Origin of the sequence: Streptomyces sp. NPDC057302 (assembly GCF_042667685.1) — a bacterium.
Lineage (GTDB): Bacteria > Actinomycetota > Actinomycetes > Streptomycetales > Streptomycetaceae > Streptomyces.
Map to the genome: position 1 here is coordinate 16,392 of NZ_JBHUZJ010000033.1, position 23,709 is coordinate 40,100.

The 23,709-nt window shown below is 71.8% G+C and carries 20 protein-coding genes; 5 read left to right on the forward strand and 15 right to left on the reverse strand.

The genetic code is table 11. From position 1 onward, the window contains the following. Positions 1-87: 87 nt before the first annotated feature. The 12 genes from ACFUPX_RS22930 to ACFUPX_RS22985 all read right to left on the reverse strand — a co-directional run bounded on the left by ACFUPX_RS22930 (position 88) and on the right by ACFUPX_RS22985 (position 12,605). Positions 88-1,089 (reverse strand): beta-ketoacyl-ACP synthase III, encoded by a 1,002-nt coding sequence (locus tag ACFUPX_RS22930; RefSeq protein ID WP_383325513.1) that lies wholly within the window; start codon positions 1,087-1,089, stop codon positions 88-90. Then, on the reverse strand, positions 1,086-1,748 hold the full coding sequence (locus tag ACFUPX_RS22935) for a DUF6875 domain-containing protein (RefSeq protein WP_383325516.1): 663 nt from the start codon (positions 1,746-1,748) through the stop codon (positions 1,086-1,088). Before ACFUPX_RS22935 ends, ACFUPX_RS22930 begins: the two co-directional genes overlap by 4 nt. A 191-nt stretch (positions 1,749-1,939) precedes the next feature. Then, the gene (locus ACFUPX_RS22940) at positions 1,940-2,581 is read right to left on the reverse strand and encodes a hemerythrin domain-containing protein (RefSeq protein WP_383325519.1); all 642 of its coding nucleotides are present in this window, start codon (positions 2,579-2,581) and stop codon (positions 1,940-1,942) included. A 172-nt stretch (positions 2,582-2,753) separates the two neighbouring features. Beyond that, positions 2,754-3,857, reverse strand: coding sequence for a pyridoxal phosphate-dependent aminotransferase (locus tag ACFUPX_RS22945; protein WP_383325522.1), 1,104 nt, complete (start codon positions 3,855-3,857; stop codon positions 2,754-2,756). A 56-nt stretch (positions 3,858-3,913) separates the two neighbouring features. Further along, positions 3,914-5,563, reverse strand: coding sequence for an AMP-binding protein (locus ACFUPX_RS22950; RefSeq protein ID WP_383325525.1), 1,650 nt, complete (start codon positions 5,561-5,563; stop codon positions 3,914-3,916). Positions 5,564-5,565: 2 nt separating this feature from the next. After that, a complete protein-coding gene (locus tag ACFUPX_RS22955) occupies positions 5,566-6,576 on the reverse strand; it encodes an acyl-CoA desaturase (RefSeq protein WP_383325528.1) in 1,011 nt (336 codons plus the stop codon). Between the two features lie 26 nt (positions 6,577-6,602). Next, positions 6,603-8,081 carry an MFS transporter gene (locus ACFUPX_RS22960; protein WP_383325531.1) on the reverse strand — a complete coding sequence of 493 codons (1,479 nt, stop codon included), beginning with the start codon at positions 8,079-8,081 and terminating at the stop codon, positions 6,603-6,605. 61 nt (positions 8,082-8,142) lie between these two features. After that, complete coding sequence (locus tag ACFUPX_RS22965; RefSeq protein WP_383325534.1) at positions 8,143-9,078, reverse strand: SDR family NAD(P)-dependent oxidoreductase; 936 nt, start codon at positions 9,076-9,078, stop codon at positions 8,143-8,145. Between the two features lie 40 nt (positions 9,079-9,118). After that, on the reverse strand, positions 9,119-10,135 hold the full coding sequence (locus tag ACFUPX_RS22970; RefSeq protein WP_383325537.1) for an SDR family oxidoreductase: 1,017 nt from the start codon (positions 10,133-10,135) through the stop codon (positions 9,119-9,121). After that, a complete protein-coding gene (locus ACFUPX_RS22975) occupies positions 10,132-11,457 on the reverse strand; it encodes an NAD(P)/FAD-dependent oxidoreductase (protein ID WP_383325540.1) in 1,326 nt (441 codons plus the stop codon). The genes ACFUPX_RS22970 and ACFUPX_RS22975 overlap by 4 nt, the downstream gene beginning before the upstream one ends. After that, positions 11,458-12,360 carry a class I SAM-dependent methyltransferase gene (locus tag ACFUPX_RS22980; RefSeq protein WP_383325543.1) on the reverse strand — a complete coding sequence of 301 codons (903 nt, stop codon included), beginning with the start codon at positions 12,358-12,360 and terminating at the stop codon, positions 11,458-11,460. Continuing rightward, on the reverse strand, positions 12,357-12,605 hold the full coding sequence (locus ACFUPX_RS22985; RefSeq protein ID WP_383325546.1) for an acyl carrier protein: 249 nt from the start codon (positions 12,603-12,605) through the stop codon (positions 12,357-12,359). Before ACFUPX_RS22985 ends, ACFUPX_RS22980 begins: the two co-directional genes overlap by 4 nt. 246 nt (positions 12,606-12,851) lie before the next feature. Between ACFUPX_RS22985 and ACFUPX_RS22990 the strand changes: the two genes are divergently transcribed. The 5 genes from ACFUPX_RS22990 to ACFUPX_RS23010 all read left to right on the forward strand — a co-directional run bounded on the left by ACFUPX_RS22990 (position 12,852) and on the right by ACFUPX_RS23010 (position 18,182). Next, positions 12,852-14,627 (forward strand): thiamine pyrophosphate-binding protein, encoded by a 1,776-nt coding sequence (locus tag ACFUPX_RS22990; protein ID WP_383325549.1) that lies wholly within the window; start codon positions 12,852-12,854, stop codon positions 14,625-14,627. Next, a complete protein-coding gene (locus ACFUPX_RS22995; RefSeq protein ID WP_383325552.1) occupies positions 14,624-15,298 on the forward strand; it encodes an SRPBCC family protein in 675 nt (224 codons plus the stop codon). The genes ACFUPX_RS22990 and ACFUPX_RS22995 overlap by 4 nt, the downstream gene beginning before the upstream one ends. Next, positions 15,295-16,320 (forward strand): 3-oxoacyl-ACP synthase III family protein, encoded by a 1,026-nt coding sequence (locus ACFUPX_RS23000; protein ID WP_383325555.1) that lies wholly within the window; start codon positions 15,295-15,297, stop codon positions 16,318-16,320. Before ACFUPX_RS22995 ends, ACFUPX_RS23000 begins: the two co-directional genes overlap by 4 nt. A 96-nt stretch (positions 16,321-16,416) precedes the next feature. Then, positions 16,417-17,613: an FAD-dependent oxidoreductase gene (locus ACFUPX_RS23005; RefSeq protein ID WP_383325557.1), complete on the forward strand. Its 1,197-nt coding sequence runs from the start codon at positions 16,417-16,419 to the stop codon at positions 17,611-17,613. Positions 17,614-17,687: 74 nt separating this feature from the next. After that, positions 17,688-18,182 carry a hypothetical protein gene (locus ACFUPX_RS23010; RefSeq protein ID WP_383325560.1) on the forward strand — a complete coding sequence of 165 codons (495 nt, stop codon included), beginning with the start codon at positions 17,688-17,690 and terminating at the stop codon, positions 18,180-18,182. 51 nt (positions 18,183-18,233) lie between these two features. Here the strand turns inward: ACFUPX_RS23010 and ACFUPX_RS23015 are convergent, their stop codons facing one another. The 3 genes from ACFUPX_RS23015 to ACFUPX_RS23025 are packed head-to-tail and all read right to left on the reverse strand — an operon-like array spanning position 18,234 to position 23,636. Further along, positions 18,234-18,971: a 4'-phosphopantetheinyl transferase family protein gene (locus ACFUPX_RS23015; protein WP_383325563.1), complete on the reverse strand. Its 738-nt coding sequence runs from the start codon at positions 18,969-18,971 to the stop codon at positions 18,234-18,236. Continuing rightward, positions 18,971-21,355, reverse strand: coding sequence for a LuxR C-terminal-related transcriptional regulator (locus ACFUPX_RS23020; RefSeq protein ID WP_383325566.1), 2,385 nt, complete (start codon positions 21,353-21,355; stop codon positions 18,971-18,973). Before ACFUPX_RS23020 ends, ACFUPX_RS23015 begins: the two co-directional genes overlap by 1 nt. A 49-nt stretch (positions 21,356-21,404) precedes the next feature. Next, entirely contained in the window at positions 21,405-23,636 is a 2,232-nt protein-coding gene (locus ACFUPX_RS23025; RefSeq protein WP_383325569.1) for an MMPL family transporter, read from the reverse strand. Between the last annotated feature and the right edge of the window lie 73 nt (positions 23,637-23,709).

The window sequence follows — 23,709 nt, forward strand, 5'->3', positions numbered from 1 at the left end:
GCGGTTATTGGGCTTGCTGCCGGGGATGGCGCGTTAACGGGGGGGGTGCCCGGTGTGGGGGCGGGGTCCATGGGGCCCGGCCCCGACTCATGGCAGGGTCGCCACGACCGACGCGTACGAGAGGCCCGCGCCGTAGCCGAGCAGCAGGGCCGTGTCGCCCGGCTTCGCCTCGCCCGACGCGAGCACCGCGTCCATGGCGAGCGGGATCGAGGCTCCCGACGTGTTGCCCGCGGTGACGATGTCCTTGGCCACCCGCACGCCGGCCGGCAGGCCGATGCGCTTCGCCATCGCGTCGATGATGCGGACGTTGGCCTGGTGCGGGATGAAGACGTCGAGGTCCGCGGGGGAGATTCCGGCGGCGTCCAGGGCCTGGGCGGCGACCTGCGCCATCTCGTAGACGGCCCAGCGGAAGACCCGCTGCCCTTCCTGGCGCATCCACGGGAACTCGCTTCCCGGCGAGTGCCTGAGCACGTCCCACGGGGCGGTCTGCTCGATCGCGTCCGCCTGGGAGCCGTCCGCTCCCCAGATCGCGGGGCCGATGGCGGGGACCTCGGAGGGGCCGATCACCACGGCTCCCGCGCCGTCCCCGAAGATGAAGGCGGTCGAGCGGTCCTCGAGGTTCAGCAGGTCGGTCATGCGCTCGACGCCGACGACCAGGACGTGGCCGCCGCGGCTGCGGACCGCGTCCGCGGCGAGCACCACGCCGTGCACGAACCCGGCGCAGCCCGCCGACAGGTCGAAGGCCGCCGCGCCCCGGGCCCCGACGCGGTGCGCGATGTCCGTCGCGACGGCCGGGGTCTGCTTGAGGTAGGTGAAGGTCGCGGCGATGACGCAGGTGACGTCGGCCGGGGTGATGCCCGCGGCCGCGATCGCCTTGGCGGCGGCCTCCTCGGCCATCACCGCGAGGGTCTCGTCGGGTCCTGCCCAGCGGCGGGTCCTGATCCCCGTGCGCGAGCGGATCCATTCGTCCGAGGAGTCGATGCGGCGGCAGGCTTCTTCGTTGCCGACGATCCGCCGTGGGCGGTACGTCCCCACGCCCATGATCCGTGCGAAGCGTGCGCCCCGGTCCGTGCTCAGCAGCGGACTCATGCGGTGCCCCACTTGTCCCGTGCCTCGGCGAAGGCGTCGGCGAACAGCGGGTCGGCCACCGAACCCCGCTCGTGCCTGCCCCCGTACCGCTCTTCGTAGGCGGCGAACCACTCGGGGTCCTCCCCGAGGAACAGCACGTCGTGGAAGGCCATCCAGCGCATCGCCAGCATCGGCACGGGCGAGCGCGACACCTGGAACTCCGCGTTGCGCGCGGCCCGTTCGTCGCAGTCCGGGTGGAACTGCGCCAGCATCAGGCCGCGGCCGACCAGTTCGGGCTTGGCGAGGGCGTGCGCCTCGTCGAGCAGGCGGTGGTTCTCCTCGGGCAGGCCCGTCAGGACCAGGACCAGCGTGTGCAGGACGCGGTTGCGGCCCTCCCACCGTGTGGCCTCGAAGTCCTCGGCCATCCGGCGCACGACGTCCACCAGACCCTCGGTGTCGACGTCGGGCTCGACCGGCCACTCCTCCAGGCGGAAGCTGCGCGCCTTCATCGAGGATTCGACGAACGGGCAGACGGCGCCTTCCCGGTTGGTACGCTCGTGCGGCCGCATGATGAACTCTTCTATCCACTGCCGCCCCTTCTCCAGGGGCGATACGGCCGAGCGGTCCGGTGTGTCCGCCCTCCCGTACTGCGGAGTGACGGCCGATGCCGACGGACTCATGAAGGTTCCCTCCGTGATTCAGGACGCACTGAACCGCCACCCGGACTCGCGTGACGTGACGCAGAGGGGTGTCGAGGTCGCCGGGCGACTCAGCGGTTCAGCTCGGGCAGGTGTGGTCTTGGACGTTCAACTCTCGTCAGTGCGGCGCCTGTTCAGCGCCCCGCGGCGGTCTCGTACGGGCCTTGTGGGGCTCAGTAGTTCTCGCCGAAGGCGGCGCGCTGCCTCTTCTCCAGCCAGCCGCTGAACAGCCGGCCGATCGGCGCGGCGGCGACGCCGCCCTGCTCCCCCGGTCCGGCCACGGACAGCAGCCAGGCCGGCATGAAGCGCAGCGTCCAGCCGGGGGCCGTTTTGCGCATGTGCGTCGCGAAGCCCTTCCAGATCTGTTTGCCGAGGGCCGGTGCCAGCCGGCCGAGCAGCTCCCGCTCCTCGTCCCCCGCGTGTCCGGCCAGCTGCTCGCGCACCTCGCGGGTACGTGTGGCCAGTTCGGCCGCGGCGGCGGGGTCCGTGCCGAGCCGTCCGCTCGTCTCGTGCCAGGTGTGCAGGACCTTCGCGAGCTCTTCGTGCTCGGCGGTCATGAGCGCCAACGCCTCCTGGTCCGCACCCAGTTCACGCAGCCGCGGCCAGAGGAAGTCGTCCTCGCCCTCGTGGTGGTGCTCGATCACCTGGAACAGCTTGTCCACGTAGTCAAGGAGGGCGGCGGCCTGCTCGGCGTCGGGCGTCCGGGCCAGCTTCTCGGCGCTGCGGGTCACGCGGTCGAGGTCGCGCACCATGGCACGGTGGGCCAGCAGCATCGTCTGGTGCCCCGAGGGGAGGTGGGCGATGGACTCGGTCATGAATGTCGCTCCTTACAGGTCGACGGCGAGCGGTACGGGTGCCGCCCACCGGGTGCTTCGGGTTCGCCAGGGCAGCGCCTCCGAGGCGAAGGACCTGGCTGTTGCGATCTTCCCTCGGCAGCAGGCGGCATCGGGCGCGTTCACGCCATCCGGCCGCTCGGCCGGATGGCACTCACGGCCGGGCCTGTCCCAGAAGAGCCGCGAGCGCCGTGGCGAGGCGCTCCACCTCGTCCACGGTCCCCACCGAGATCCGCAGATAGCCGGGGAGGTCCAGCACGTCGAGGTTGCGTACGAAGATGCGGTGCTCGGCGGCGAGCCGGGCCGCGAACCGCACGCTGTCGCCGGGGGCCGCGCCCTCCCCCGGCACCTTCACCATCACGAAGTTGGATACGGACGGGGCGTGTTCGATGCCCAGGGCGTCCAGGGACTTGCAGAGCAGCTCCCTGGCCCGCGCGTTGTCCGCGCGCACCCGGTCGATGTGCTCGGGCTGTTCGAGGGCGCGCAGCACGGCCCGCTGGGCGGGACGGTTGACGTTGAAGGGCAGGGCGCCCGCGACGGCCCCGATCCGCCGGATCAGGTCCTGGGGGCCGATGGCGAAGCCCATCCGGACCGACGCGAGCCCCCACGCCTTGGAGAAGGTGCGGGTCACAAGGACCCGGCGGCCCGCGCGCACCGCGTCGAGGGCGAACTCGTGGGCGGGGCCCGCGAAGTCCATGTACGCCTCGTCGAAGACGAGCACCGTTCCGGTGCGCTCGGCGGCGTCGATCAGCTCGGTCACGGCGGCGCGGTCGAGCACGGCGCCGGTGGGGTTGAGCGGGTTGCAGACGAAGGCGAGTCCAGCGCCGCGCTCCATCCCGTCGACGACCCCGTCGACCGGGATCGACGCGTCACGCAGCGGGACCGTGTGCGCCCGCGCGCCGACGGCCGCGGCGGACACCACGTAGCCGGGGAAGGTGGTGGCGGTGGTGACGACCGTCGCGCCGGGTTCGCGCAGGAACGCCATCGAGGCGACGAGGACGAGTTCGTCGGTGCCGTTGCCGACCGCCACCATGTCGGGGGTGACGCCGAAGTGGGCGGCCAGGCTCGCGCGCAGTTCCTTGCACTCGCTGTCGGGATAGCGGTTGAGGTGGCTCGCCGCCTCCGCGCGCACGGCGTCGACGGTGCCGGGCGGCGGGCCGTACGGATTCTCGTTGAGGTGCAGTCGCAGATGGTCCTCCTTGCCGACGATCTCGGTGTCGGCGAAGAAGCCCGCTGGTGGGGCCTGGCCCTGGGGCATGGTGGATCCCTTCTCGTACGGTGTCGCCGTGCCGGTCGGCCGAAAGGCCGTGCCGGTCAGGCCAGTTGGACGCGCGCTATGGTCTGGAGCAGGCCGGCGTCCCCGCCGAGCAGGGCCCGGCAGCGGAACCGCTGGATCTTGCCGCTGGGTGTCCTGGGCAGATGGCCGCGCTCGACGAACACGCACTCGGCGAGCGCGATGCCGGACTTCTCCCTGGCCACGGCTGCCGCCTGGTCGGCGATGAGCTCGAAGTCGGCGCTCTTGCGCGTGGGTTCGAGGAGCAGGACCAGCTTGGAGACGCCGCCGCCGGCCATGTCGACCAGGGCCGAGCAGCCCTTGCGGACCGGGCCCATCGCCTCGACCGCCGATTCGATCTCGCTGGTGTAGACGTTGCGTCCGCCGACCGAGATCAGGTCGTCGGCCCGGCCGACGAAGTACACCTCGCCGTCGTGGACGAACCCCAGGTCGCCGGTGTGCAGGACGCCGCCGTGGAAGCGCTCGGCGGTGCGTTCGGCGTCGTCGAGGTAGCCGGAGGCGAGGCTGGGCGAGTCGACGCGGAGTTCGGAGACGAGGCCCGGCTCCTTGGTGGTCACCGTGACGCCGGGCAGCGGTGGCCCGTTCGAGACGAGGCGGGTGGCTCCCGGCGCGTCCTCGGGGACCTCGACGATCCGGCCGTCGAGCAGGGCCGCCCCGTCGAAGCTGCGGGTGACGGGGACCTCGCCGAGCGGGGAGCAGGAGACCGCGAGGGTCGCCTCGGCCATTCCGTAGGCGGGCATGAACGCCGTGGCCTCCAGGCCCGAGGGGCCGAACGCGGCCACGGTGGCGTCCAGGGTCTCCCAGTCGACCCGCTCGGCCCCGACCACGCAGACCTTCAGGACGAGCGGCTCGGGCAGCTGGTTGCGGCCCTGTGCGCGGGCGGCCAGGTGCAGGGCGGTGTTGGTGCCCGCGGTCATGGTGGCGCCGTACTCGGACATGTCGCGGAACCAGGTGCGCGGCGCCATGCCGAACCGCTCGGGCGACGACAGGACGAAGTCGTAGTCGAAGGCCCAGGCGTGCAGCATGGTGCCGAAGATCCCCATGTCGTGGGAGAGCGGCAGCCAGGAGGCGATGGTCTCGGCGCCGGGGCGCCCGCCCGTCATCTCGTGCAGCATGTGCAGGTGCGTGCCGATGGCACGGGTGCTGAGCTCGCAGCCCTTGGGCAGGCTGGTGCTGCCCGAGGAGTACTGGATGAAGGCGGTGTCCTCGGGGCCGGGCGGCGACGGGTCGATGCTCCCGTCGCCGTACAGGGACGTCCAGTTGAGCACCGGGAACCGCGCGGCGAGCTCCACGGGCACGAGGGGCGCGAGGCCCTCGTCGACGATGAGCACCGTGGGGCCGAGCCGCTCGGTGAGCACGCTCAGCTGGGCGCCGTACTCCTGTGGGCTCTGGCCGCGGGCGGGCAGCGGGAAGGACGCGACGGCGCCGCCCGCGAGCCAGACGGCGAGGAGTCCGCGCAGGGTGTGCGCCGAGTTGGTCAGGACGGTGGCGACCCGGGCGCCGGGCCGTACACCGGCGGCGCGCAGGGTGGCGGCCATGCCGTGTGCGTCGGCGACGACCTCGCGCCACGGGGTGTGCCCGAAGCCGTCGTCCTCCTGCCAGTGGTGCAGGACTCCGTGGGAATCGTCGCGCAGGAGGAGGTCCCAGAGTCCGGTGCCGTTGGTCGCCATGGTCACTCCACGTCCACGAGGGAGAGATCGGTGCCGCCGCGCGAGCGGTCCGCCATGGGCGCGATCCGCTGCTGGCTGACCAGGAGTTCCTCCTGGCTGAGCTTGCTGCCGCTGACCCGGCTCACGCCGGCCTCGCGCATCGTCATCCGCTCGGTGTCGATGCGGATGACCTTCCAGGCGAGGCGGGTCTTCTCCAGGCTCCAGATGAAGATCGCGGAGAGGTCGACCTCGTACCACTTCATGCCGTGCCTGGCCGAGCGCGGGAACGCGTGGTGGTTGTTGTGCCAGGCCTCGCCGAAGGAGGGCAGCGCCAGCCAGGCGACGTTGCGCGACTGGTCGGTGGTGGTGAAGCGGCGGCGGCCGAAGACGTGGCCGACGGAGTTCACCGCGTACGTCATGTGGTTGATCAGGAAGATGCGGACCAGACCGCCCCACAGCATGCCCGTGAACAGCGCCTGGACCGAGCCGCCGGTGATCGCGAAGGCGAGGAGGCCCGGCAGGACGACACCGGCGGCGACGACGGCCACGAAGTTCTCGCTGAGCCAGCGCAGCGGCTTCTCGCGCACCAGGTCGGGGCAGTAGCGGATCGGGTCGGAGCTGAGGTCCTCGTCGAAGAGCCAGCCGAGGTGGGCGTGCCACATGCCGGCGACGGCGCCCTTGAAGCCGGGCTCGAAGCCGAGGTGCGGGCTGTGCGGGTCGCCCTCCTTGTCGGCGACGCGGTGGTGCTTGCGGTGGTGGGCCGCCCAGATGATCGGCGGGCCCTGGCCCGCGAGGACCCCGGCGGTGGCGAGGGCGACGCGGACCGGCTTGTACGTCTCGAACGAGCGGTGGGTCAGCATGCGGTGGTAGCCGGTGGATATGCCGATCCCGGAGATGACGTACATGAGAGCCGTGACCACCACGTCGGTCCAGCCGAAGATGTGGTTCCACGCGAGCACCATGGCGGCGCCGAGTGCGATCAGTGGGACCAGGGAGGCCGCGAGCATGTACCAGCGGTGTTCCTTGCCGTCCATTTCTTCCCCTTTAGTTTCGTTGGGCGTCAGACACCCGAGGTCGTCTCCGGGTCGAATTCGGTGCGGAGCGCGGGCAGAAGCAGCGAGAGGAGCGCGGCGCATCCGGTGAGCACCGTTCCGACGAGGAACACCGTGTGGAAGCTCGTCAGAAGGGCGTCGGGGACCGCCGCGCCGGAGGCGATCTCGTCGTCCAAGCGGGTGCTCGCCAGGGTGGCGAGGACCGCGAGGCCGATCGCGCCGCCGATCTGCTGGCCGGTGTTGAGGACTCCGGACGCCGCGCCCGAGTCCGCCTTGGGCACGCCGCTGACGGCGGCGACCACCAGGGGCACCATGGCCAGGCCGTAACCGGCGGCGCAGAGCAGCAGGGTGGGCAGGATGTCGGAGGCGTACGAGGCCTTGAGCGGGGCGCCGATCAGCAGGGCGAGTCCGGTGGTGGCGGACGCGAGGCCGAGCAGGCACAGGATGCGGCTGCCCAGCTTGGGGAGCAGCTGGATCGCGATGCCGGAGAAGACCGCCATGGTGATGCCGAAGGGCGCCCAGGAGACGCCGGCGCGCAGCGGGGACCAGTGGAGGAGGTTCTGCATGTACTGGGTCAGGAAGAAGAAGATCCCGTACAGGCCCGACGCGGCGAGCAGCATGATCAGGTTGGCCGCGGAGATCTGCCGGCTGGCGAAGATCCCGAGGCGGATCAGCGGCTCGGGAGCGCGCTGTTCCCTGATGACGAAGGCCACCAGGAGCAGCACGGAGCCGATGAGTCCGGCGATCGTCGCGGCGGAGCCCCAGGGGCGGTGGTTGGTGCTGATCACCGTGTAGACGAACAGCAGGAGACCGCCGGTGATCAGGACCGCGCCCAGGCCGTCCGTCGCGGGCCGCTTGCCCGGGGCGCCGTCCTCGCGGTCGGCGAGCGCGGGCTTCAGGGCGAGGGCGAAGAGCAGGACACCGACCGGGATGTTGATGAAGAACACCCAGCGCCAGTCGACGAGGTCGGTGATGACCCCGCCGAGCAGGACGCCGGAGACGCCCGAGATCCCGGTGAGTCCGCCCCAGATGCCCAGGGCCTTGCGGCGCTCCTTCGCCTCGGTGAAGACGGTGATCAGGATGGAGAGCGCGGCCGGGCTGAGCAGTGCGGCACCGAAGCCCTGGGCGCCGCGCGCCACGATCAGCATCTCGGGCGAGTTGGCCAGACCGCAGACGAGCGAGGCGGCGGTGAAGACCGCGAGGCCGGTGAGGAACACCCGCCGTCTGCCGAACAGGTCGGCGCAGCGGCCGCCGAGCACCAGGAAGCCGCCGAACAGCAGCATGTAGGCGTCGACGACCCAGGCCAGTGAGGCCCGGTCGAAGTCGAGGGTGGTGCGGATGGTCGGCAGCGCCATGGAGACGACGGTGTCGTCGATGATGACCATGAACTGTGCGCCGCAGGTCACCGCGAGCGCGAGCCCTGCCGCCTTGGTCGCCGCGCCGCCGGGTACGGCTGCCGCGGTGGACGAGGCGGATCCCCTGCCCATATGCGTTCTCCTGTTCGCCAATGTTCGCCAAGCTGTGTGGGGGTGCTTCGGTCTCTGAAGGTCAGGAGGCCGCCGTGGCCTGTGCGACCACCCGGTTGAGGCGGTCCATGCGCGTGGCCAGGCTCATCCGGCCCTCCAGGCGGAAGGCGGGCAGCCGCCTGCCGTCGACGTCGCTGAAGCCGTACTCGTCGGCCAGGTCACCGGTGGAGAGCACCTGGCCCGAGCGGCTGAGGACGTCGGGGTCGGCGGCCAGCGCGTTGATCGCGCGGCCCACGTACTCGGGCGAGTGGACGACCGCCGCGGGGCCGTCGCCGAGCGCCTCCCAGGCCGCCTCGACGCGCTCGGTCCGCACGAAGCCGGGGTGCAGGGAGAGCGCGGCGATCCGCTGCTTGCGCAGGTCCGCGGCGAAGGCCTTGCTGAGCCGGTCGTTGGCGGACTTGAAGACGTCGTACGCCGCCTGGCCCAGGTAGGTGTCGCCGTCGGTGAAGCCGATGCCGACGATCAGTCCGGTGCGCTCGGCCTCCTGCTCGATCATCAGCGGGGTGAGCAGGCGCGTGATGTCGTACTGGGCGCGCAGCGAGCCTTCGCAGAGTTCGTAGCGCCACATCGGCTGCTTCCAGTACGGGGCGTCGAACCGTACGTCGGCCGAACGCTCGTATCCCGCCCAGGCGTTGTTCACCAGCAGGTCCAGCTTGCCGTGCTCGGCCCTGACGCGGTCCGTGAGCGCCTGGTTGTCCTCGGTCGAGCGATGGTCGCAGCGGACCGCGATGCCGGTGCCGCCCCGTGCGGTGACCTCGTCGGCGGTGTCGTCGACCGTGCCGGGCAGGCCTTCGGTGCGGCCGTCGGTGCGGGTGCTGCGCCCGGTGACGTACACCGTCGCGCCGGCGCTGCCGAGGGCGAGCGCGATGCCGCGGCCCACTCCCCTGCTGGCGCCGGTGACCACGGCGACGGTGTTGTCGAGCCGCGGGGGCTTCCACGCCACGTTCTCGGGGTTCACGGTTGCGTCCTTTCCTGCTGGTCCTACTGGGTCTGACCGGCTAGCTGAGGTGGGCGGAGGCGTATTCGAGCGTCCGCTGGTAGGCGTCCGTGTCGTGGACGAAGGGGACCCCGTAGCGCTCGCGCAGCTGCGGCATCGACGTGGGCAGGACTCCGCCGCCGCAGCGGGTCACCTCGCTGACGTCCCGCAGGACGGAGAGGTACGAGCGGGCCAACGGAGGCAGCCTGCGCAGTTCCTCGGGGTCCAGGGCGTCGGGGTCGGTGACCGGGGGCGGGGTGAGGGTGCGGCCCAGGCCCGCCGCGTGCTTGGCGCACACGTCGATGGCGGCCTGCATGTCCATGGCCTCTTCGCCGTACGTCACCCAGAACTCGCCGCTGGTGTCGCCGAGTTCGACGGCGGCGAGCACCGCCTTGGCGAGCAGGTCCTGCGGCACGATGTCGATGCGGTTGCCCTCGTGGACGGGGATGAAGGGCGCACGGCCGCGGCAGATCCAGTCGGACATCAGCTGCACGATCTGGCCGCGCGAGGTCCAGCCGGTCTGCGAGTCGCCGATCAGGTTCGTCGGCCGGAACACCGTGTGCGGGAGACCGCTGTCACGCAGCAGCTGCTCCGAACGGAGCTTGGAGCGTACGTAGTTGGTGGTGACGTTCGTGTCGCTGAGTCTGTACGGGGCGTTCGCCGAGAGCGCGGCCACGAAGGCGGTGCTCATGAAGTGAACGGTGGCGCCCGAGAGTTCGGCGAACTCGATGACCCGGCGGGTGCCGTCCACGTTCACCGGCTTGTACCGCTCGTCGGGAAGACCCCACTCGGTGAGGCCCGCCGAGTGGATGACGGTGTCCACGTCCCTGACCAGGGCCCGGTAGCTGTCCTCGTCGAGACCGAAGCGCGGCTTCGCCAGGTCGGCGTCGAGTACGTGCTCGGTTCCGGCGGGCAGTGCCACGCCGCCGGGCCTGGCCATGGAGATGAGCCGGACCGGCCGGCCCGGCGCCTCCTGGAGGATGGCGCGGCCCACGACGCCGGACGCGCCGGTGAGCAGTACGGTGCGTCGCTCGCTCATGCCCGGGACTCCTTCCACTCCATGAGGCGTGTGGTGGCGCGGGCCCCGACGTAGAGGAGCGGCTCGGGCGGGAAGCTGCGCTGCTTGCGGTGCGCGTCGTCCACGTAGAGGAGCCGTGAGTACTCGGAGTCCTTGCCGAGGACGAGGTCGCGCAGGACCTTGCCGCCGGTGTGCGTGGCGGCGATGCCGTTGCCGTTGAAGCCGTAGCCGTAGAAGACGTTGCCGCCGGGCAGTGACCCGAAGTGCGGGGCGTAGTCACGGGTGACGTCGACGGTGCCGCCGTACGTGTAGGTGAACTTGACGTCCCGCCACATGGGGAAGAACCGCGCGAACTCCTTGTGCAGCTCGCGGTAGGCCCGCTGGTCGTTCATGCGGCGCCTGCGCATGTCCCGGCCGTAGAAGTAGAGGGCGGGGCCGCCGGCCCACATCAGGCGGTTGTCCGCGGTGAACCGGGCGCAGGTCAGGAAGGTCTTCGCCTCGACGAGGCCTTCGCGGCCCGCCCAGGCGACACGGCCGAGCTGCTCTTCGGTGAGCGGTTCGCTCACCATCGCGTAGCTCCAGATGGGCACGGTCTTGTTGCGGAACTCCTCGAAGGTGAACTGGTGCGCGTTGGCCGCGATGATCACCTTGTCGGCCCTGATCCGGCCGCCGGGCGTGACGACCGTGGGCCGCACTCCGGGGTCCACGCGCAGGACCGGCGTGTTCTCGTAGACGGTCACCCCGCGCTCCTTGACCACCCGGGCCACACCGCGGGCGAGGCGGAACGGGTTGATCAGGGCGCCGCCGGTGCGCATCGCGCCCAGGATGGCGGGCGAGCCGATCACCTCCCGGGCCTCGGCGCCCGACAGGAGCTCGGGCTGCTCGCGTCCCGCGATGGTGGTCGCGAGCTGCCGGTCGGCGCGCAGGCGGCGCAGCTGGGCCTGGTCGGTGGCGACCATCAGGTAGTCGTTGGCCTCGTACTGCGCGTCGATCTTGTTGCGGCGCGTGAAGCGGCCGATCTCCAGGATGGAGCGCCCGACGGCCTGCGAGGCCTCCAGGGCGCGGCGGGTGCCGAACTCCTCGACCAGGGCCTGGATGTCCTTGCCGATGGTCGGCGTGACGAAGCCGTCCGCGCGGCCCGACGCCCCGTACCCCGAGTACTTGGACTCGACGACGCGGATGTCGAGCGCGGGCTCGGCCTCCTTGAGGAAGTGCGCGGCCCACAGGCCGGTGTAGCCGCCGCCGACGATCGCGACGTCGCAGTCGACCTCGTCCCGCAGCGGGGGCTCGGGCGTGACGGACTCCGTCTCGTGCCAGTAGACGACGTTCCTCCGCGTGCTCACTCAACGCCCCTTTTCGAGAATGATCCTCGCGAGGCCCAGGTGGCGGTTCTTGAAGTGCCGCACGCTCGCGCCGAGATAGTTCTCGTAATTGACGACGTTGTCCTCGCCCGAGATGCGTACGGCGGCTTCCCTGTTCTCCTGGAGCCGACGCAGCCATTCCCCGCAGGTACGGCTGTAGTGGTCCGGGTCATTGCGCAGGGACACCACGTCGAAGAGCTTTTCGCTGGATTCGATGACTTCGGAGAGCGCCGGGATCTCCGACTCCGGGAAAATGGTCTCGATGATGAACATGAGCTCACGCACGGTGGCCTTGTCCATCACGGTGTTGTTGCCCTTGATGTTGGTCTGCAGGGCGATGCGGCCGTGCGAGGGCAGCCATTCGTAGCAGCGCTCGAAGAACTCGCGGTAGGCCGCGATCCGTTCGGCCCTGGACAGGCCGGTCTTGGCGAAGTGCTCGAACGCGCCGATCGAGATGATCGCGTCGTAGCCCTCGGTCGGCTCGTGGTTGAGCCAGTTCTCCACCCGGATGTCGGTGCGCGCGATCCCGGACGCCCTGACCAGTTCGGCCTGGCTGTCGCTGAGGGTGAGCCCCGTCGCGTGCTGCACGCCGTAGATCCCGGTCAGGCGCTTGAGGAGGCTTCCCCAGCCGCAGCCCACGTCCAGGACCCGGCCGGCGCCGGCCGCCTTGGCCCCCTCGATGAGGTAGTCCAGCTTGCGGGCCTGCGCGGCCTCCAAGTCGTCGGCGCTGTGCGCCAGTTCGGCGAGGTCGGCCCCCGACTCGTCCCACAGGGCGCAGGTGTAGGTGAGCGAACCGTCCAGCCACAGGCCGTAGAAGTCGTTGGAGACGTCGTAGTGGTGCCTGATCGCCTCGGCCGTGGCGCCCTGGTAGGCGACGGTGCTCATGCGGCGGCGGCCGTCTGGGTGGACTCGACCAGCTTGACCAGGTCGCCGACGGTCTTCACGTTCGCCGCCTGGCTCGGGTCGAGCTCGATCTCCGCGTCGTCCTCGACCGTGTAGACGATGTCGGCGATCTGCAGGCTGGAGAGACCCACCGAGTCGAAGGCCGTGTCGGCGTCGAGCGTGAGGCCGGAGGCCTTGTTGCCGAGCTTCTTCGCTATGAGGGCGCAGATGGATTCAACGGTGATCACGATGGGAGTCCTTCCGGTCGGTGCGATACGCGGTGCGGTGCGATGCGATGCGCGGTGCGATGCGATGCGCGGTGAGCGATTGACCAGAACCTAACTTCGGCCGCCGCCACCGGACATGACAGACCGGTATGGCAGATCCCTGCCATACCGTGCCCGCCCCGGGGTGGCAGGGATGTGTCACTTGCCCGTGGCGGACCGAAAGGCCTGCAATAGCTGGACCACCGCCTGGAAAGAGGGACGGTCCACATGAGAAACCAATTCCGCGTGGTCGACTTCATCGTCGACTTTCTTCGCCGGCAGGACGTCGGGCACGTATTCGGAGTCGGTGGCGCCAATATCGAAGACCTCTACGACGCGATCCGGCACGCGGAATCGGGCCCGCTCGGCGTGGTCGCCAAGCACGAGTTCTCGGCGGCCACGATGGCGGACGGCTATCACCGTGCCTCCCAGCGCATACCGGTGATAGCCGCCACCTCGGGGGCCGGGGCCATGAACCTGGTCCCCGGGATCGCCGAACTCAGGGCTTCCTACGTGCCCGCCCTCGTCCTGATCGGGCAGCCGCCCACCTCACTGGACGGGCGCGGTTCCTTCCAGGAGACCAGCGGGCTCGCCGGGTCCATCGACGCGGAGCGGCTGTTCGGCGAGATCGCCGTGCACTGCGTACGCGTCGACGACCCGGAGTCCATCACCGAGTCGCTGCCGCGCGCCCTGGCGGCGGCGATGGACCCGGCCGCGCCGGGCCCCGCCGTGCTCCTGCTGCCCAAGGACGTGCAGCAGGCCGTCCTTTCCCCCTGGGACACCCCGGGCCCGCCCGAGCTCGCCGCCTCCGAGCTCTCTTCGGCGGCCGAACGTGAGCGGGCCGTGGCCCTGTTGCGCACGGCCGGGGAGCGCCAGGGCGTGGTGGTGGTCGCCGGCGAGGCGGTGGCGAGGGCGGACGCGCGGCCCCAGCTCGCCCGGCTCGTCGAGGCGCTCGGCGCGCGGGTGGCCGTGGCTCCGGACGCGAAGGACGTCTTCGACGACCGCGATCCCGGACATCTGGGCGTCGCCGGTGTCATCGGCACCGCCGACGTGCAGGAGGCACTTGAGCAGGCGTCGGCCGTGGTGCTCGTCGGCACCCGGCTTCCGCAGATGGCGGGCGCCGGGCTGCACGACCACCTCAAGGGCGCGCCGGTGGTCTGTCTCGACCCGCGGGCGCCGTTCCTGGAGCCGCACGAGGACCTGGTGCGCCTCACCGGGCCGCTGGCCGACGAAATGACCGTACTGACGAAGGAGTTGGTGGCCGGGAACGCGGGAGCCCCAGCTCCGTCAGCGGGCGCGGAACAGGAGGAGGCGCCCACTCCCGCGGCCGGGTCGGCGCCACCGCCCCCAGGTCTCTCGCCGTCGGACCCGCTGGACCCACTGGAACCGCTGGGCATGCGCACCGCCGCGATCGTCGTCGGCGCCGCGCTGCCCGAGGGCGCCACCGTCGTGAGCGACGCGGGCAATACCGGCGCCACCGTGATCCACCACGTCGGTGTGCCCGTCGGCGGCCGGTTCATCGTCGCCATGGGCATGGGCGGCATGGGCCACAGCTTCGGGGCCGGTATCGGGGCCGCGTTCGCGACCGGCAGGCGCACCTGTGTGTTCGCCGGTGACGGGGCCTTCTTCATGCACGGCCTGGAGATCCACACCGCGGTCGAGCACCGGCTGCCCGTCACCTTCGTGATCTTCAACAACAACTCGCACGGCATGTGCCACACCCGTGAGCAGCTGTTCTTCTCCGGTGACTACACCTACAACCTCTTCCGCCCGGCCCGGATCGGCGAAGGCGCCGCCGCCATGTTCCCCGGCCTCGACGCGGTGACCGCGACGACCGCCGACGAACTGCGCACCGCGCTCGCCCGAGCCGAGGCCTCCGGGGCGCCCTCGCTGATCTGCGTGGACACCGACCCCACCGAAATGCCTCCGTTCCGCCCCTTCCAGCAGCACGCCATGGCCGTCGGCAAGAGCCGGCCCAGCAACCAAGGAGTCGTACCAGGATGACCACCGCCCTCACGAACACGGACGCCACCGACACCGACTACGTCGCGCCGGAGGCGATCCCCGCCGACCTCAAGGACGTCCCCGGGCTGCTCCGCTGGGAGACCACGCCCCGCGAGGAGGCCCTCGCCCAGGCCGCGCAGATGACCAAGGAGTCATTCACGTACGACGAGGTGTACGGGAAGTTCGTCACCGTCCACCAGTACATCGACGCGCCGCCGCAGGACGTCTACGACTACCTCACCAACGAGCGCAACCTCAACGAGTACACCTACAGCACCCGCGACTTCGCGCCCACCGGGACCCCCGGCCTCTACCAGGGCCGCGACACCCTCCTCGACGACGAGACCAAGATCTTCCTGCGGATCGACGGCGACCCCAGGGCCCTTACCGTCGACATGAAGTGCGCCTGGGACCAGGGCGAGGAGCTGTGGATGGTCTACATCCACCGGATCATCGACGCGCAGACCGTCCTGAACAAGCCCGGCTCCGTGGTGATCTGGACCAACTGCCGTCACCCGTACTACGACAAGAACCCGCACCCCGAGCTGGCGTCGAGCCCCGAGCGTCCGTGGGTCGGCGACATGTGGAACCTCTTCTACGCCGGTCACCAGATAGAGATCGACAACATGAAGAAGATCCTGGAGCTCCGCAACGGCAGCGCCACCGCATGAGAGCCGTCAGCCTGCTCGAACTCGCCTCCTACATGCCCGGGGAACCGGTGGGCACGGAGTACTTCCTCGAACATCAGGCGGCCGAGGGCGACTTGGCCGGGCACACGATGTTCAAGGCGCCGCGCACCCGGCACCAGGTGTCCAGGGACGAGACGCCCGCGGACATGATGGAGAAGGCCGGGCTCGTCCTGCGGGAACGCATCGGGGACGACGCCCTGCGCGCAGTCGACGTGGTGATCACCAACTCGCTGCTCCCCGAGGTGCCGTTCACGGGCCCTGGGGCCGAGGTGGCGCACCGGCTCGGCGTCAAGGCCGACTGGGTGCTCGACGCCCACAACGGCGGCTGTGCTTCCTTCGTCCATCTGCTGCGGCTGGCCCGTGCGTTGATCGGTTCGGGCCAGGCCAGGTCCGCGCTGCTCTTCAACGTGCAGAACAGCGCGGGCCCCGTGATGACGCAGCCCGACGTGCGCGGGCTGCCCGAGGCCGTCATCCCCGGTGACGGCTGCGGAGCCGCCTACGTGGCGGCGTCCGACGAGTCGCCGATCCTCGGCATCGAGGTCGCCAACCACGGCGAGTACACCCGGGACTGCGGTCTCGCGCTGCACGACGGGCGCAAGTACTGGGAGGCGGGGGTCAGCCAGATGCACGTCGGGTTCACGCCCGACAAGGTCGCCGACATCGTCGAGCGCGGCAACCGCCTGGTGCCCGAGGTGGTGGGCAAGGTCTGCGAGTCGCTCGACCTCAAGACGGACGACCTGGATCTGCTGATCACCAACCAGCCCAACCGGATGTTCCTGAAGCAGTGGCAGGAGCGGCTCTCCATCGGCCCCGACCGCCATCTGGACACCTTCGACCGGTTCGGGAACCTGTTCGGCGCGGCCGTCCCCATCACCCTGGACCACGGCATCCGCGAGGGCCGGGTCAAGGACGGCAGCCTCCTGATGCTGGCGGGCTTCGCCCACGCCGGGGACTTCGCGGGAGCCGCCGCCGTGCACTGGCGGGCGGGAGGTGCCCGGGGGTGACCCGGGGGGTGGTCCGGGGGCGGTTCGCGCCGCCCCCGGACCGCGCCCGGACCACTCTCGGTTCACGCCAACTCGCCTGACGTACAAGGAGAGTCCATGCCCCGCCCCAGAGCCGTCGTCATCGGTGCCGGCATCGGCGGCCTCACCGCCGCCCTCGCCCTGCACCGCCGCGGCTGGGACACCACCGTCCTTGAACGCGCCCCCACCCTCTCCCCGATCGGCGCCGCCCTGACGCTCGCGCCCAACGCACAGCGGGCGCTCGCCGCCCTCGACCTGGGCGACGAGGTCACCGCGCTCGCGGCATGGCAGGGCGACGGCCTGATGTGCGACCCCCGGGGCCGCCCGCTGACCCGCACGACCAGCGCGGCCGTCACCGAGCGGTTCGGCGGCCCTCTCGTGGTGCTGCGCCGCAGCGACCTGGTCGGCCTGATCGTCGACCGGCTGCCCAAGGGGGTGCTGCGCACCGGCGAGGCGGCCTACCTCACGGACGCGGGCTCCGCGGGGCGCACGGCGCACGTCAGTACGCCGCAGGGGATGTACGAGGCGGATCTCGTCGTCGCCGCCGACGGCGTCCACTCCAGGACGCGCACCATCCTCTTCCCCGGCCACCCCGGTCCCGCCTACGGCGGCTGGACCGTCTGGCGCATCCTGGCGCCCATGCCGGGCCCCGGCTTCGTGCCGCACGAGTCGTGGGGCCGCGGCCTCGTGTGGGGCAGCCTGATCCGGGACGCGGACAGCGTGTTCATCTACGCCTGTGCCGCGACCCAGCAGGGCGGCCGCTCCCCGGACGGCGAGAAGGCCGAACTGCTCAGGCGCTTCGGCCAGTGGCACGACCCCGTGCCGACGCTGATCGACTCGGTCGGCGAGGACGAGATCCTGCGCCACGACGTGCACCACATGGCCGTGCCGCTCGGCGCGTTCCACCGGGGCCGCACCGCGCTCCTCGGCGACGCGGCCCACGCCATGGTCCCCACGCTCGGCCAGGGCGCCAACATGGCGATCGAGGACGCCGTGGTGCTCGCCCACCACGCCGCGCCGAACGGGGATCCGCTGTCCGCGCTCGCCGCCTACGACCACGACCGCAGGCCGCGCACCACCGCCCTGGTGCGGCGCGCGGAACGCGTCCTGAAGCTGACGTCGCTGCGCTCCCGCGCGGCCGTCGCGACCCGCGACGCGGTGTTCAGGGCCGCTTCGAAGGCCGTCCCCGGCCTGCTCCTGCGCGGCTTCGACGGAATCGCCGACTGGCATCCGCCGACCGTGAAGATCCCGGTGGCCGAGCGCCACCCCCAATGACCCGGGCGGCCCGCCGGCCTCCCGTTCTCAAAAATGCTCCCTCCCGAATGCACCCGAACAGAAGGAAACTGACTGTGCGTCACATCATCAAGGCCAGCACCGTTGCCACCGCCGCCCTGCTCGTCGGCGGTGTCGCTCTCGCCACCCCCTCCGCCGCGGCCCCCACCGCGTCCCAGACGGTGACGGCCTCGTACGACTGCGGAAGCTACGGCGTCTCCGACCTGAAGATCGAAGCCTCGGCCGCCAACGGCACCGGCTCCGTCAAGATCTCCACCAGCGGCGGTCTCGCCCCGGTCGACATCCCGGCCGACTCGATCACCGCCACGCTGACCCTGGAGCGGGCCGGCGGCGGCACGGTGAACTTCACGGGCACCGCCAACGACGCGGCCGCCGCCGGGCAGCCGGTGACCATCGGCGCGCTGACCGGCGCCGTGTCCGCGGGCGACAGCCTCGACTCGTACATCCCGGCCGCGGGCTCCGCCGACGCCTCGCTGAGCCTCAACATCCTGGGCAGCGAGAACACCTGCAAGGCCGTCTCGAAGCAGACGCCGGGCCCGATCGTCTTCTGACGGCCGAGCGGTTCCTTCCGGTAGTTCGCGAGGGCCTGGCTGTGCGCACAGTCAGGCCCTCGCGGCTGCTCCCGCCGCGTCGATCCGGTGCACCACGACCGGCGCCGCGACATCCGCGGGGCGGGCCAGCGCGGCCAGGCAGCCCTCCCCCACGCTCACTTCACGCACCGCCCAGCGCTCCTTGCCACCGCCGCCCGCCCGCTCCACGACAGCCGACTCCTGCCAGGGCCGCACCGCCACCGCGGCGAGGTCCGTCCCGAGCCCGACGCCCCAGGCCTTGACCACCGCTTCCTTGCGCACCCAGCAGCGCAGCAACGCCTCGTCCCGCTCCCCGCCCTCCCGGGCCGCGGCCACATGGGCCCGCTCGTCGGGCGTGAGCGCGCGGCGGGCCACCGCCTCCGTCCCGGACGCTCCCCTGCGCTCCATGTCGACGCCGACGTCCACCCCGTACGAGAGAGCGAGCATCCACCACGGGCCGGAGCGCGACACGCTCGTGCGCCACTCGGTGCGCGGCAGGCGGATGCGGGGAGGGCCGTGCAGGCCGCTCCCGCATCCCGGGCAGGGCGCGACGCCCCACTCCAGCACGGACGGCCCCACCCCCAGCCAGCTCGCGGCCGTGCGCCTGATCTCGGCGCGGGCGCCCGCGTACCGGGCACGCGCCACCTCGTCCCGGAACCGGTCGAAGCGGCGCTTCTCCCGGTCGTCCAGGAGCGCCAGGTCCTGGTCGGCCACGGTGTCGGGCACCCGCCCGGCCCAGATGTGGACGCCCGCGGGCCGGGGCTCGCCCATCACCCGGCCTGCTGGATGGCGCGTACTACGTGCACCCGTGAGCCGCACTCCAGCTTCTGCATCACCACGCGCAGGTGATTGGTCACGGTCCACTCCGAGATGCCGAGCTGCCTGCCGATCTGCCGGTTGGTCATGCCTTCGGCGACGAGCAGCGCGACCTCGTGCTGGCGTGGCGTGAGTCCGTGCGGGGCGGCGGGCCCGGCCTGCGCGGGCCGCTCCTCCTTCTTGGGCGCGGGCGCGAACAGGGCCGCGATCAGGGCGCTGTGCGGCGAGACCTGGCGGGCTTCGAGGCGCAGCCTGCGCAGGGCGGCGGGGTCGAAGCCCTGGTGCAGCCGTTCGGCCACCGCGTGCAGCGCCACGCCCTCCTCGGAGACCAGCGAGTGCTGCCGGCGCAGGGCCTCGGCATGGGCCAGGACCTGGGCGAGCGCCTCCCTGTGCTCCTCGTTCCCCGGCCCCACGGCCACCGTCACCATGGTCTCCAAAGCCTCGGCCGCCTCTGCGGGGCCGCTGGTGCCCATGAGGAGACGGATCGACTCACGCACGTTCACGTACGCCTCCGGGGCGCGGCCGAGCAGTCGGCGGACCCGGGCGAGCGCGTTGAGCAGGGCGGCGCGGGCCACGACCGGGGACCACGGGTCGCGCCAGAAGTCGGCGCTGCCGGGGGCCTGTTCGATCGGTGTGCAGGGCAGTTCGGCCAGTGCCCGCAGCGCCGGGCGCTCCGCGTCCGGGTCGCCGTGCCCGGCCCGCAGCAGGGACTGGGACCTGCGGGCCAAGGCGGCGCCGTACACGTCCCCGGCGGCGTCGAGTTCCCTGAGGGCGGATTCCAGCAGCGCGGCGGCGCCCGCCGTCTCGCCCCTGCGGCGCAGCAGCTCCCCGGTGTGGGCCGACACCCGCGCCAGGGTGGCGGGGAGTCCGGCGGCCACGGCGGACGCCCGGTCGAGTGCCGCCTCCGCACGCGGGCGCTCGTCCCTGCCGAGTGCCCAGCGGGCGACGGCCATCAGCGCCTCGGCGGCCAGCGTGCCGTCGGCGCACACCGCGGCGGAGGCCTCCATGGCGTCCGCCGCGTCGAGGTCGAGCCCGTGGCCGAGCAGCGGCCCCTCCAGCGCGGTCAGTATGCGCAGTACGCCCGCGTGGTCGCCGCGCGAGCGCAGATGCCCCACGGCCTTGCGCAGGTCGGGCAGTCTGGCCTCGACGGCCGCGAGAAGCTGGCCCATGTCGCGCCCCGCGCGCAGGCCGTCGGCGAGGACGGCGGCGAAGGCGGTGCAGTGCGCCGCGTGCCGGTCGAGCGCGGCGCCCAGCGCGTCCGGGTCGCCCGTCAGGTCCCGGTGGTAGTGGGCGCGCGCCAGGCGGGGCAGCCGGAACTCCGGCTCGCCGTCCGGGCCGCGCCCGCCGAGCAGCAGGCTCTGGTGGACCAGGGACTCGATGCCGGCCACCGCGTCCGCCTGGCCCTCGCCCGCCGCCCTGCGGACCTCCGCGAGGCCAAGGGGCGCCTCGAACACGGCGAGCGTGCGCAGGAGTTCGCGGTCGGCGGTGCTCAGCCCCTGCCCGGCCCAGCCCAGTGCGCTGCCGATGCCGTCGTGCCGGGCCGACGCGTCCCGCAGCCTGCGCCTGCCGATGGGCTCGCCCCTGCTCAGTTTCTCCCGTACGGCCTGGGGGCCCTCGGTGCCGACGGCCTCCGCCGCCAGCTCGATGGCCAGCGGGATGCCGTCGAGCTCGCGGCAGAGGTCGGTCACCGCCGACTGCGCCTGGGCGCCGTCCAGTGCGGCGCGGTGGCGGGAGCTCACATGATCGGCGAAGAGCTCCTCGGCCGGTGATCCGGCGCCCGTGGGCAGCGGCTCCACCACCAGGACGCGCTCGGCCCGTATGTCGAGGGACACCCTGCTCGTGACCAGCAACTTCAGCCGCGGACAGGCCCTGAGCAGGGCGGAGATGTCCAGGGCCACGTGCGCGGCCACCGGGTCGCAGTTGTCCAGGACCAGCAGCGTCTGCCGGGTGCCGATCAGCGCGGCGGCCGCCCCGGCCGTCGCGGCGCCGACACTCGACCAGACCGCGCCGGTGTCGGCGGTCTCGGCGAGGTCGGTCCAGAGCAGGGGCGCGCCGCCGGCCCGTGTCCGTGCGATCAGCGCCGCGTGGGCCACGTGGCTCTTGCCGACTCCGGCCGGCCCGGTCAGCGTGATGAGGCGTTCTTGTGGCTGGGTCAACAGGCGCGCGAGGAGGGCAAGTTCGCTCTCCCGGCCGCGCAGCCTGCCGAACCCGTGGCCCATCAGGCGGTGGGCGTCGGCCTCCGCCGCCGCCACACCGCCGCTCCCCGGCTCGGCCGGGATCACGACCTCGTACTCCCGCTCCGGGACCACGACCCCGGGCTCCCGCTCTGGTGCGAACATTTCTCCCCCTTGTGTGGTTCCCCGCAACCGCAGCCGGTGAGTTCCTGTGTCAGGCCCTGCTCACCGCCTCCTCCCGCCCGGTGGCTCCGGCGTTCCCGTCCCCGTCCCCGGAGCCCGGCCGCGCCGATGCGTCGTCGGAGGTCTCCATGCGGTCGAGCCGCAGAGCTCCGTGCAGTCGGCGCAGCGGCTTCGGCGCCCACCAGTTGGCGCCGCCGAGCAGCGTCATCAGGGCGGGCACCAGGAGCCCGCGCACGACGGTGGCGTCGAGGATGACCGCGAACGCGGTGCCGAGCCCGAGTTCCTTGACGAAGACGATCCGCGAGAGCGCGAGCGCGCCCACCGCCACGCAGAACAGCAGCGCGGCCGACGTCACGATGCGTCCGGTGCGGGCCAGGCCCTCGGCCACCGCCGTGCGGTCGTCGAGACCGGCGGCCCGCGCCTCCTTGATGCGGCCGAGCAGGAAGACGTTGTAGTCGGTGGAGAGTCCGAAGGCGAGCGCGAAGACCAGGACCGGAGTGGTGGACTCGATGCCGCTCTGCGCCGTGAAGCCGAGGTTCCCGTCCTGGAAGACCCAGACGAGGAAGCCGAGCGCGGCCCCGGTGGACAGGGTGTTCATCAGGAGGGCCTTGAAGGGAAGCACGACCGAGCCGGTGAAGGCGAAGAGCAGCAGCAGGGTCACCAGGGCGAGTACGCCGATGGCGAGCGGCAGCCGGTCACGGATGCCGTCCTTCTGCGAGAGGAAGTCGGCGGTCTGCCCCGTGAACCGTACGGGCGTGGGTGCGTCGAGCGACTCGACCTCGTCGGCGGCGTCCTTGGCCACCGTGCCCAGCGGCTGACCCTCCAGGACGGCGTCGATCTCCCAGTGGGAGCCGTCAAGACGGACCGGCTTCGCGACCGACTCGACGCCGGGCACCTGGCCGATCTTTTGTGCGTACGCAGCGAGTTCGCCGCCGTCGGAGGTGTCCGCGACGACGCGCAGCGGCGCGGTGGCGGGCTTCGCGAAGTCGTCCTGCAGGGCGGCCGAGACCTTCCCCGCGCTGATGCTGGTGGGCAGTGCGGAGGCGTCGGCACCGGTGAAGCGGATACCGAGCACCGGCGAGGCGAGCGCGAGCAGAAGCGCGGTGGCGGCGACCGCCACGACGACGGGCCTGCGCATCACCAGCTGAGCGATGCGCCGCCAGCGCCGGACGGCCTTGTCGCCGGAGCCCGCGGCTTCGTCGTCCTGCGCGGCGCGCTGCCAGCGCTGCGGGGCGAGGGAGTTGACGCGGGCGCCGAGCAGCGCGAGCACGGCGGGCAGGGCGAGGAGCGCGAAGAGCACCGCCGCGAGCGAGGTGATCACGCCCGCCATGCCCATGGACTGGAGGTAGGGCTGGGGGAAGACGAGCAGCGCGGCGAGCGCGGCGGCCACGGTGAGACCGCTGAACAGCACGGTGCGTCCCGCGGTCTCCATGGTCCGGCGCAGCGCGAGCGCCCCGGGACCGTGCTGGGCGAGCTCGTCGCGGTAGCGGGAGACGATCAGGAGGCCGAAGTCGACGGCGAGTCCCAGCGCCAGCGCGAAGGCCAGGTTGAGCGCTCCGGTGGAAACGTTGTCGAAGAGGGTGACGAGCCGCAGGCCCGCCATGGTGAGCAGCAGCGTGAAGATCGCGCCGATGACCGGGAGCAGCGCCGCGACCAGGCCCCGGAAGACCAGGAAGAGCAGCACGAGGACGACCGGCAGGGCGAACCCCTCGGCCATCGAGAGATCCTTGGTGGTGACCTCGCCGACCTGGACCATGCCGATGGTCGGCCCGCCGAGGTGGGCGTGGCCGCGCAGCGCGGGATCGGCGTCGATCGCCTCTCCCATGGCCTTCTCCGCGTCCTTGGTCTCCTTCTCCTTCATCGGCCCGACCGCGCCGATCAGGACGGTGGAGCGGGAGTCCTTGGAGATCAGGGCCGGATCTCCGGCCGACTTGTAGTCGACGACCCGCTTCACCTCGGGCCGGTCCTTCAGGAGGGCGATGCCCGCGGCCACGGCCTTCGGCTGCGGCCCCCCGGGCTCGATGGCCTCATCCGTGCGGATGAGGAGCGCGTACCCCTGCTGGGCGTCGATGCCGGTGGCGTCCTGGATGACCTTGCGGGCCACGGTGTGCGACCCCGTCGGGTCGTCGTAGTCGGCGAGGCCGTTGGTCACCTTGCTCTGCAGGGTGCCGCCGAAGAGGGCGGCGAGCACGGCGAAGCCGATGACCAGGTAAAGGGTCAGCCTCCGCTTCGAGTGGAGGGCGGAGCCCAGGGCAGAGAACATGCGAGATCACCTTCGGGGTTTCGGTGGTACGGGGGCGGAGGCCGGCGCCGGGGGGTGGGCCGGCCTCCGCCGG

Excerpts from the sequence above, each read along its gene's own strand:
- ACFUPX_RS22940 (WP_383325519.1), bottom strand. The coding sequence starts at position 2,581 with ATGACCGAGTCCATCGCCCACCTCCCCTCGGGGCACCAGACGATGCTG.
- ACFUPX_RS22945 (WP_383325522.1), bottom strand. The coding sequence starts at position 3,857 with ATGCCCCAGGGCCAGGCCCCACCAGCGGGCTTCTTCGCCGACACCGAG.
- ACFUPX_RS22930 (WP_383325513.1), bottom strand. The coding sequence starts at position 1,089 with ATGAGTCCGCTGCTGAGCACGGACCGGGGCGCACGCTTCGCACGGATC.
- ACFUPX_RS22970 (WP_383325537.1), bottom strand. The coding sequence starts at position 10,135 with ATGAGCGAGCGACGCACCGTACTGCTCACCGGCGCGTCCGGCGTCGTG.
- ACFUPX_RS22935 (WP_383325516.1), bottom strand. The coding sequence starts at position 1,748 with ATGAGTCCGTCGGCATCGGCCGTCACTCCGCAGTACGGGAGGGCGGAC.
- ACFUPX_RS23025 (WP_383325569.1), bottom strand. The coding sequence starts at position 23,636 with ATGTTCTCTGCCCTGGGCTCCGCCCTCCACTCGAAGCGGAGGCTGACC.
- ACFUPX_RS22955 (WP_383325528.1), bottom strand. The coding sequence starts at position 6,576 with ATGGACGGCAAGGAACACCGCTGGTACATGCTCGCGGCCTCCCTGGTC.
- ACFUPX_RS23005 (WP_383325557.1), top strand. The coding sequence starts at position 16,417 with ATGCCCCGCCCCAGAGCCGTCGTCATCGGTGCCGGCATCGGCGGCCTC.
- ACFUPX_RS23000 (WP_383325555.1), top strand. The coding sequence starts at position 15,295 with ATGAGAGCCGTCAGCCTGCTCGAACTCGCCTCCTACATGCCCGGGGAA.
- ACFUPX_RS22960 (WP_383325531.1), bottom strand. The coding sequence starts at position 8,081 with ATGGGCAGGGGATCCGCCTCGTCCACCGCGGCAGCCGTACCCGGCGGC.
- ACFUPX_RS22990 (WP_383325549.1), top strand. The coding sequence starts at position 12,852 with ATGAGAAACCAATTCCGCGTGGTCGACTTCATCGTCGACTTTCTTCGC.
- ACFUPX_RS22995 (WP_383325552.1), top strand. The coding sequence starts at position 14,624 with ATGACCACCGCCCTCACGAACACGGACGCCACCGACACCGACTACGTC.
- ACFUPX_RS23020 (WP_383325566.1), bottom strand. The coding sequence starts at position 21,355 with ATGTTCGCACCAGAGCGGGAGCCCGGGGTCGTGGTCCCGGAGCGGGAG.
- ACFUPX_RS22980 (WP_383325543.1), bottom strand. The coding sequence starts at position 12,360 with ATGAGCACCGTCGCCTACCAGGGCGCCACGGCCGAGGCGATCAGGCAC.
- ACFUPX_RS22950 (WP_383325525.1), bottom strand. The coding sequence starts at position 5,563 with ATGGCGACCAACGGCACCGGACTCTGGGACCTCCTCCTGCGCGACGAT.
- ACFUPX_RS23015 (WP_383325563.1), bottom strand. The coding sequence starts at position 18,971 with ATGGGCGAGCCCCGGCCCGCGGGCGTCCACATCTGGGCCGGGCGGGTG.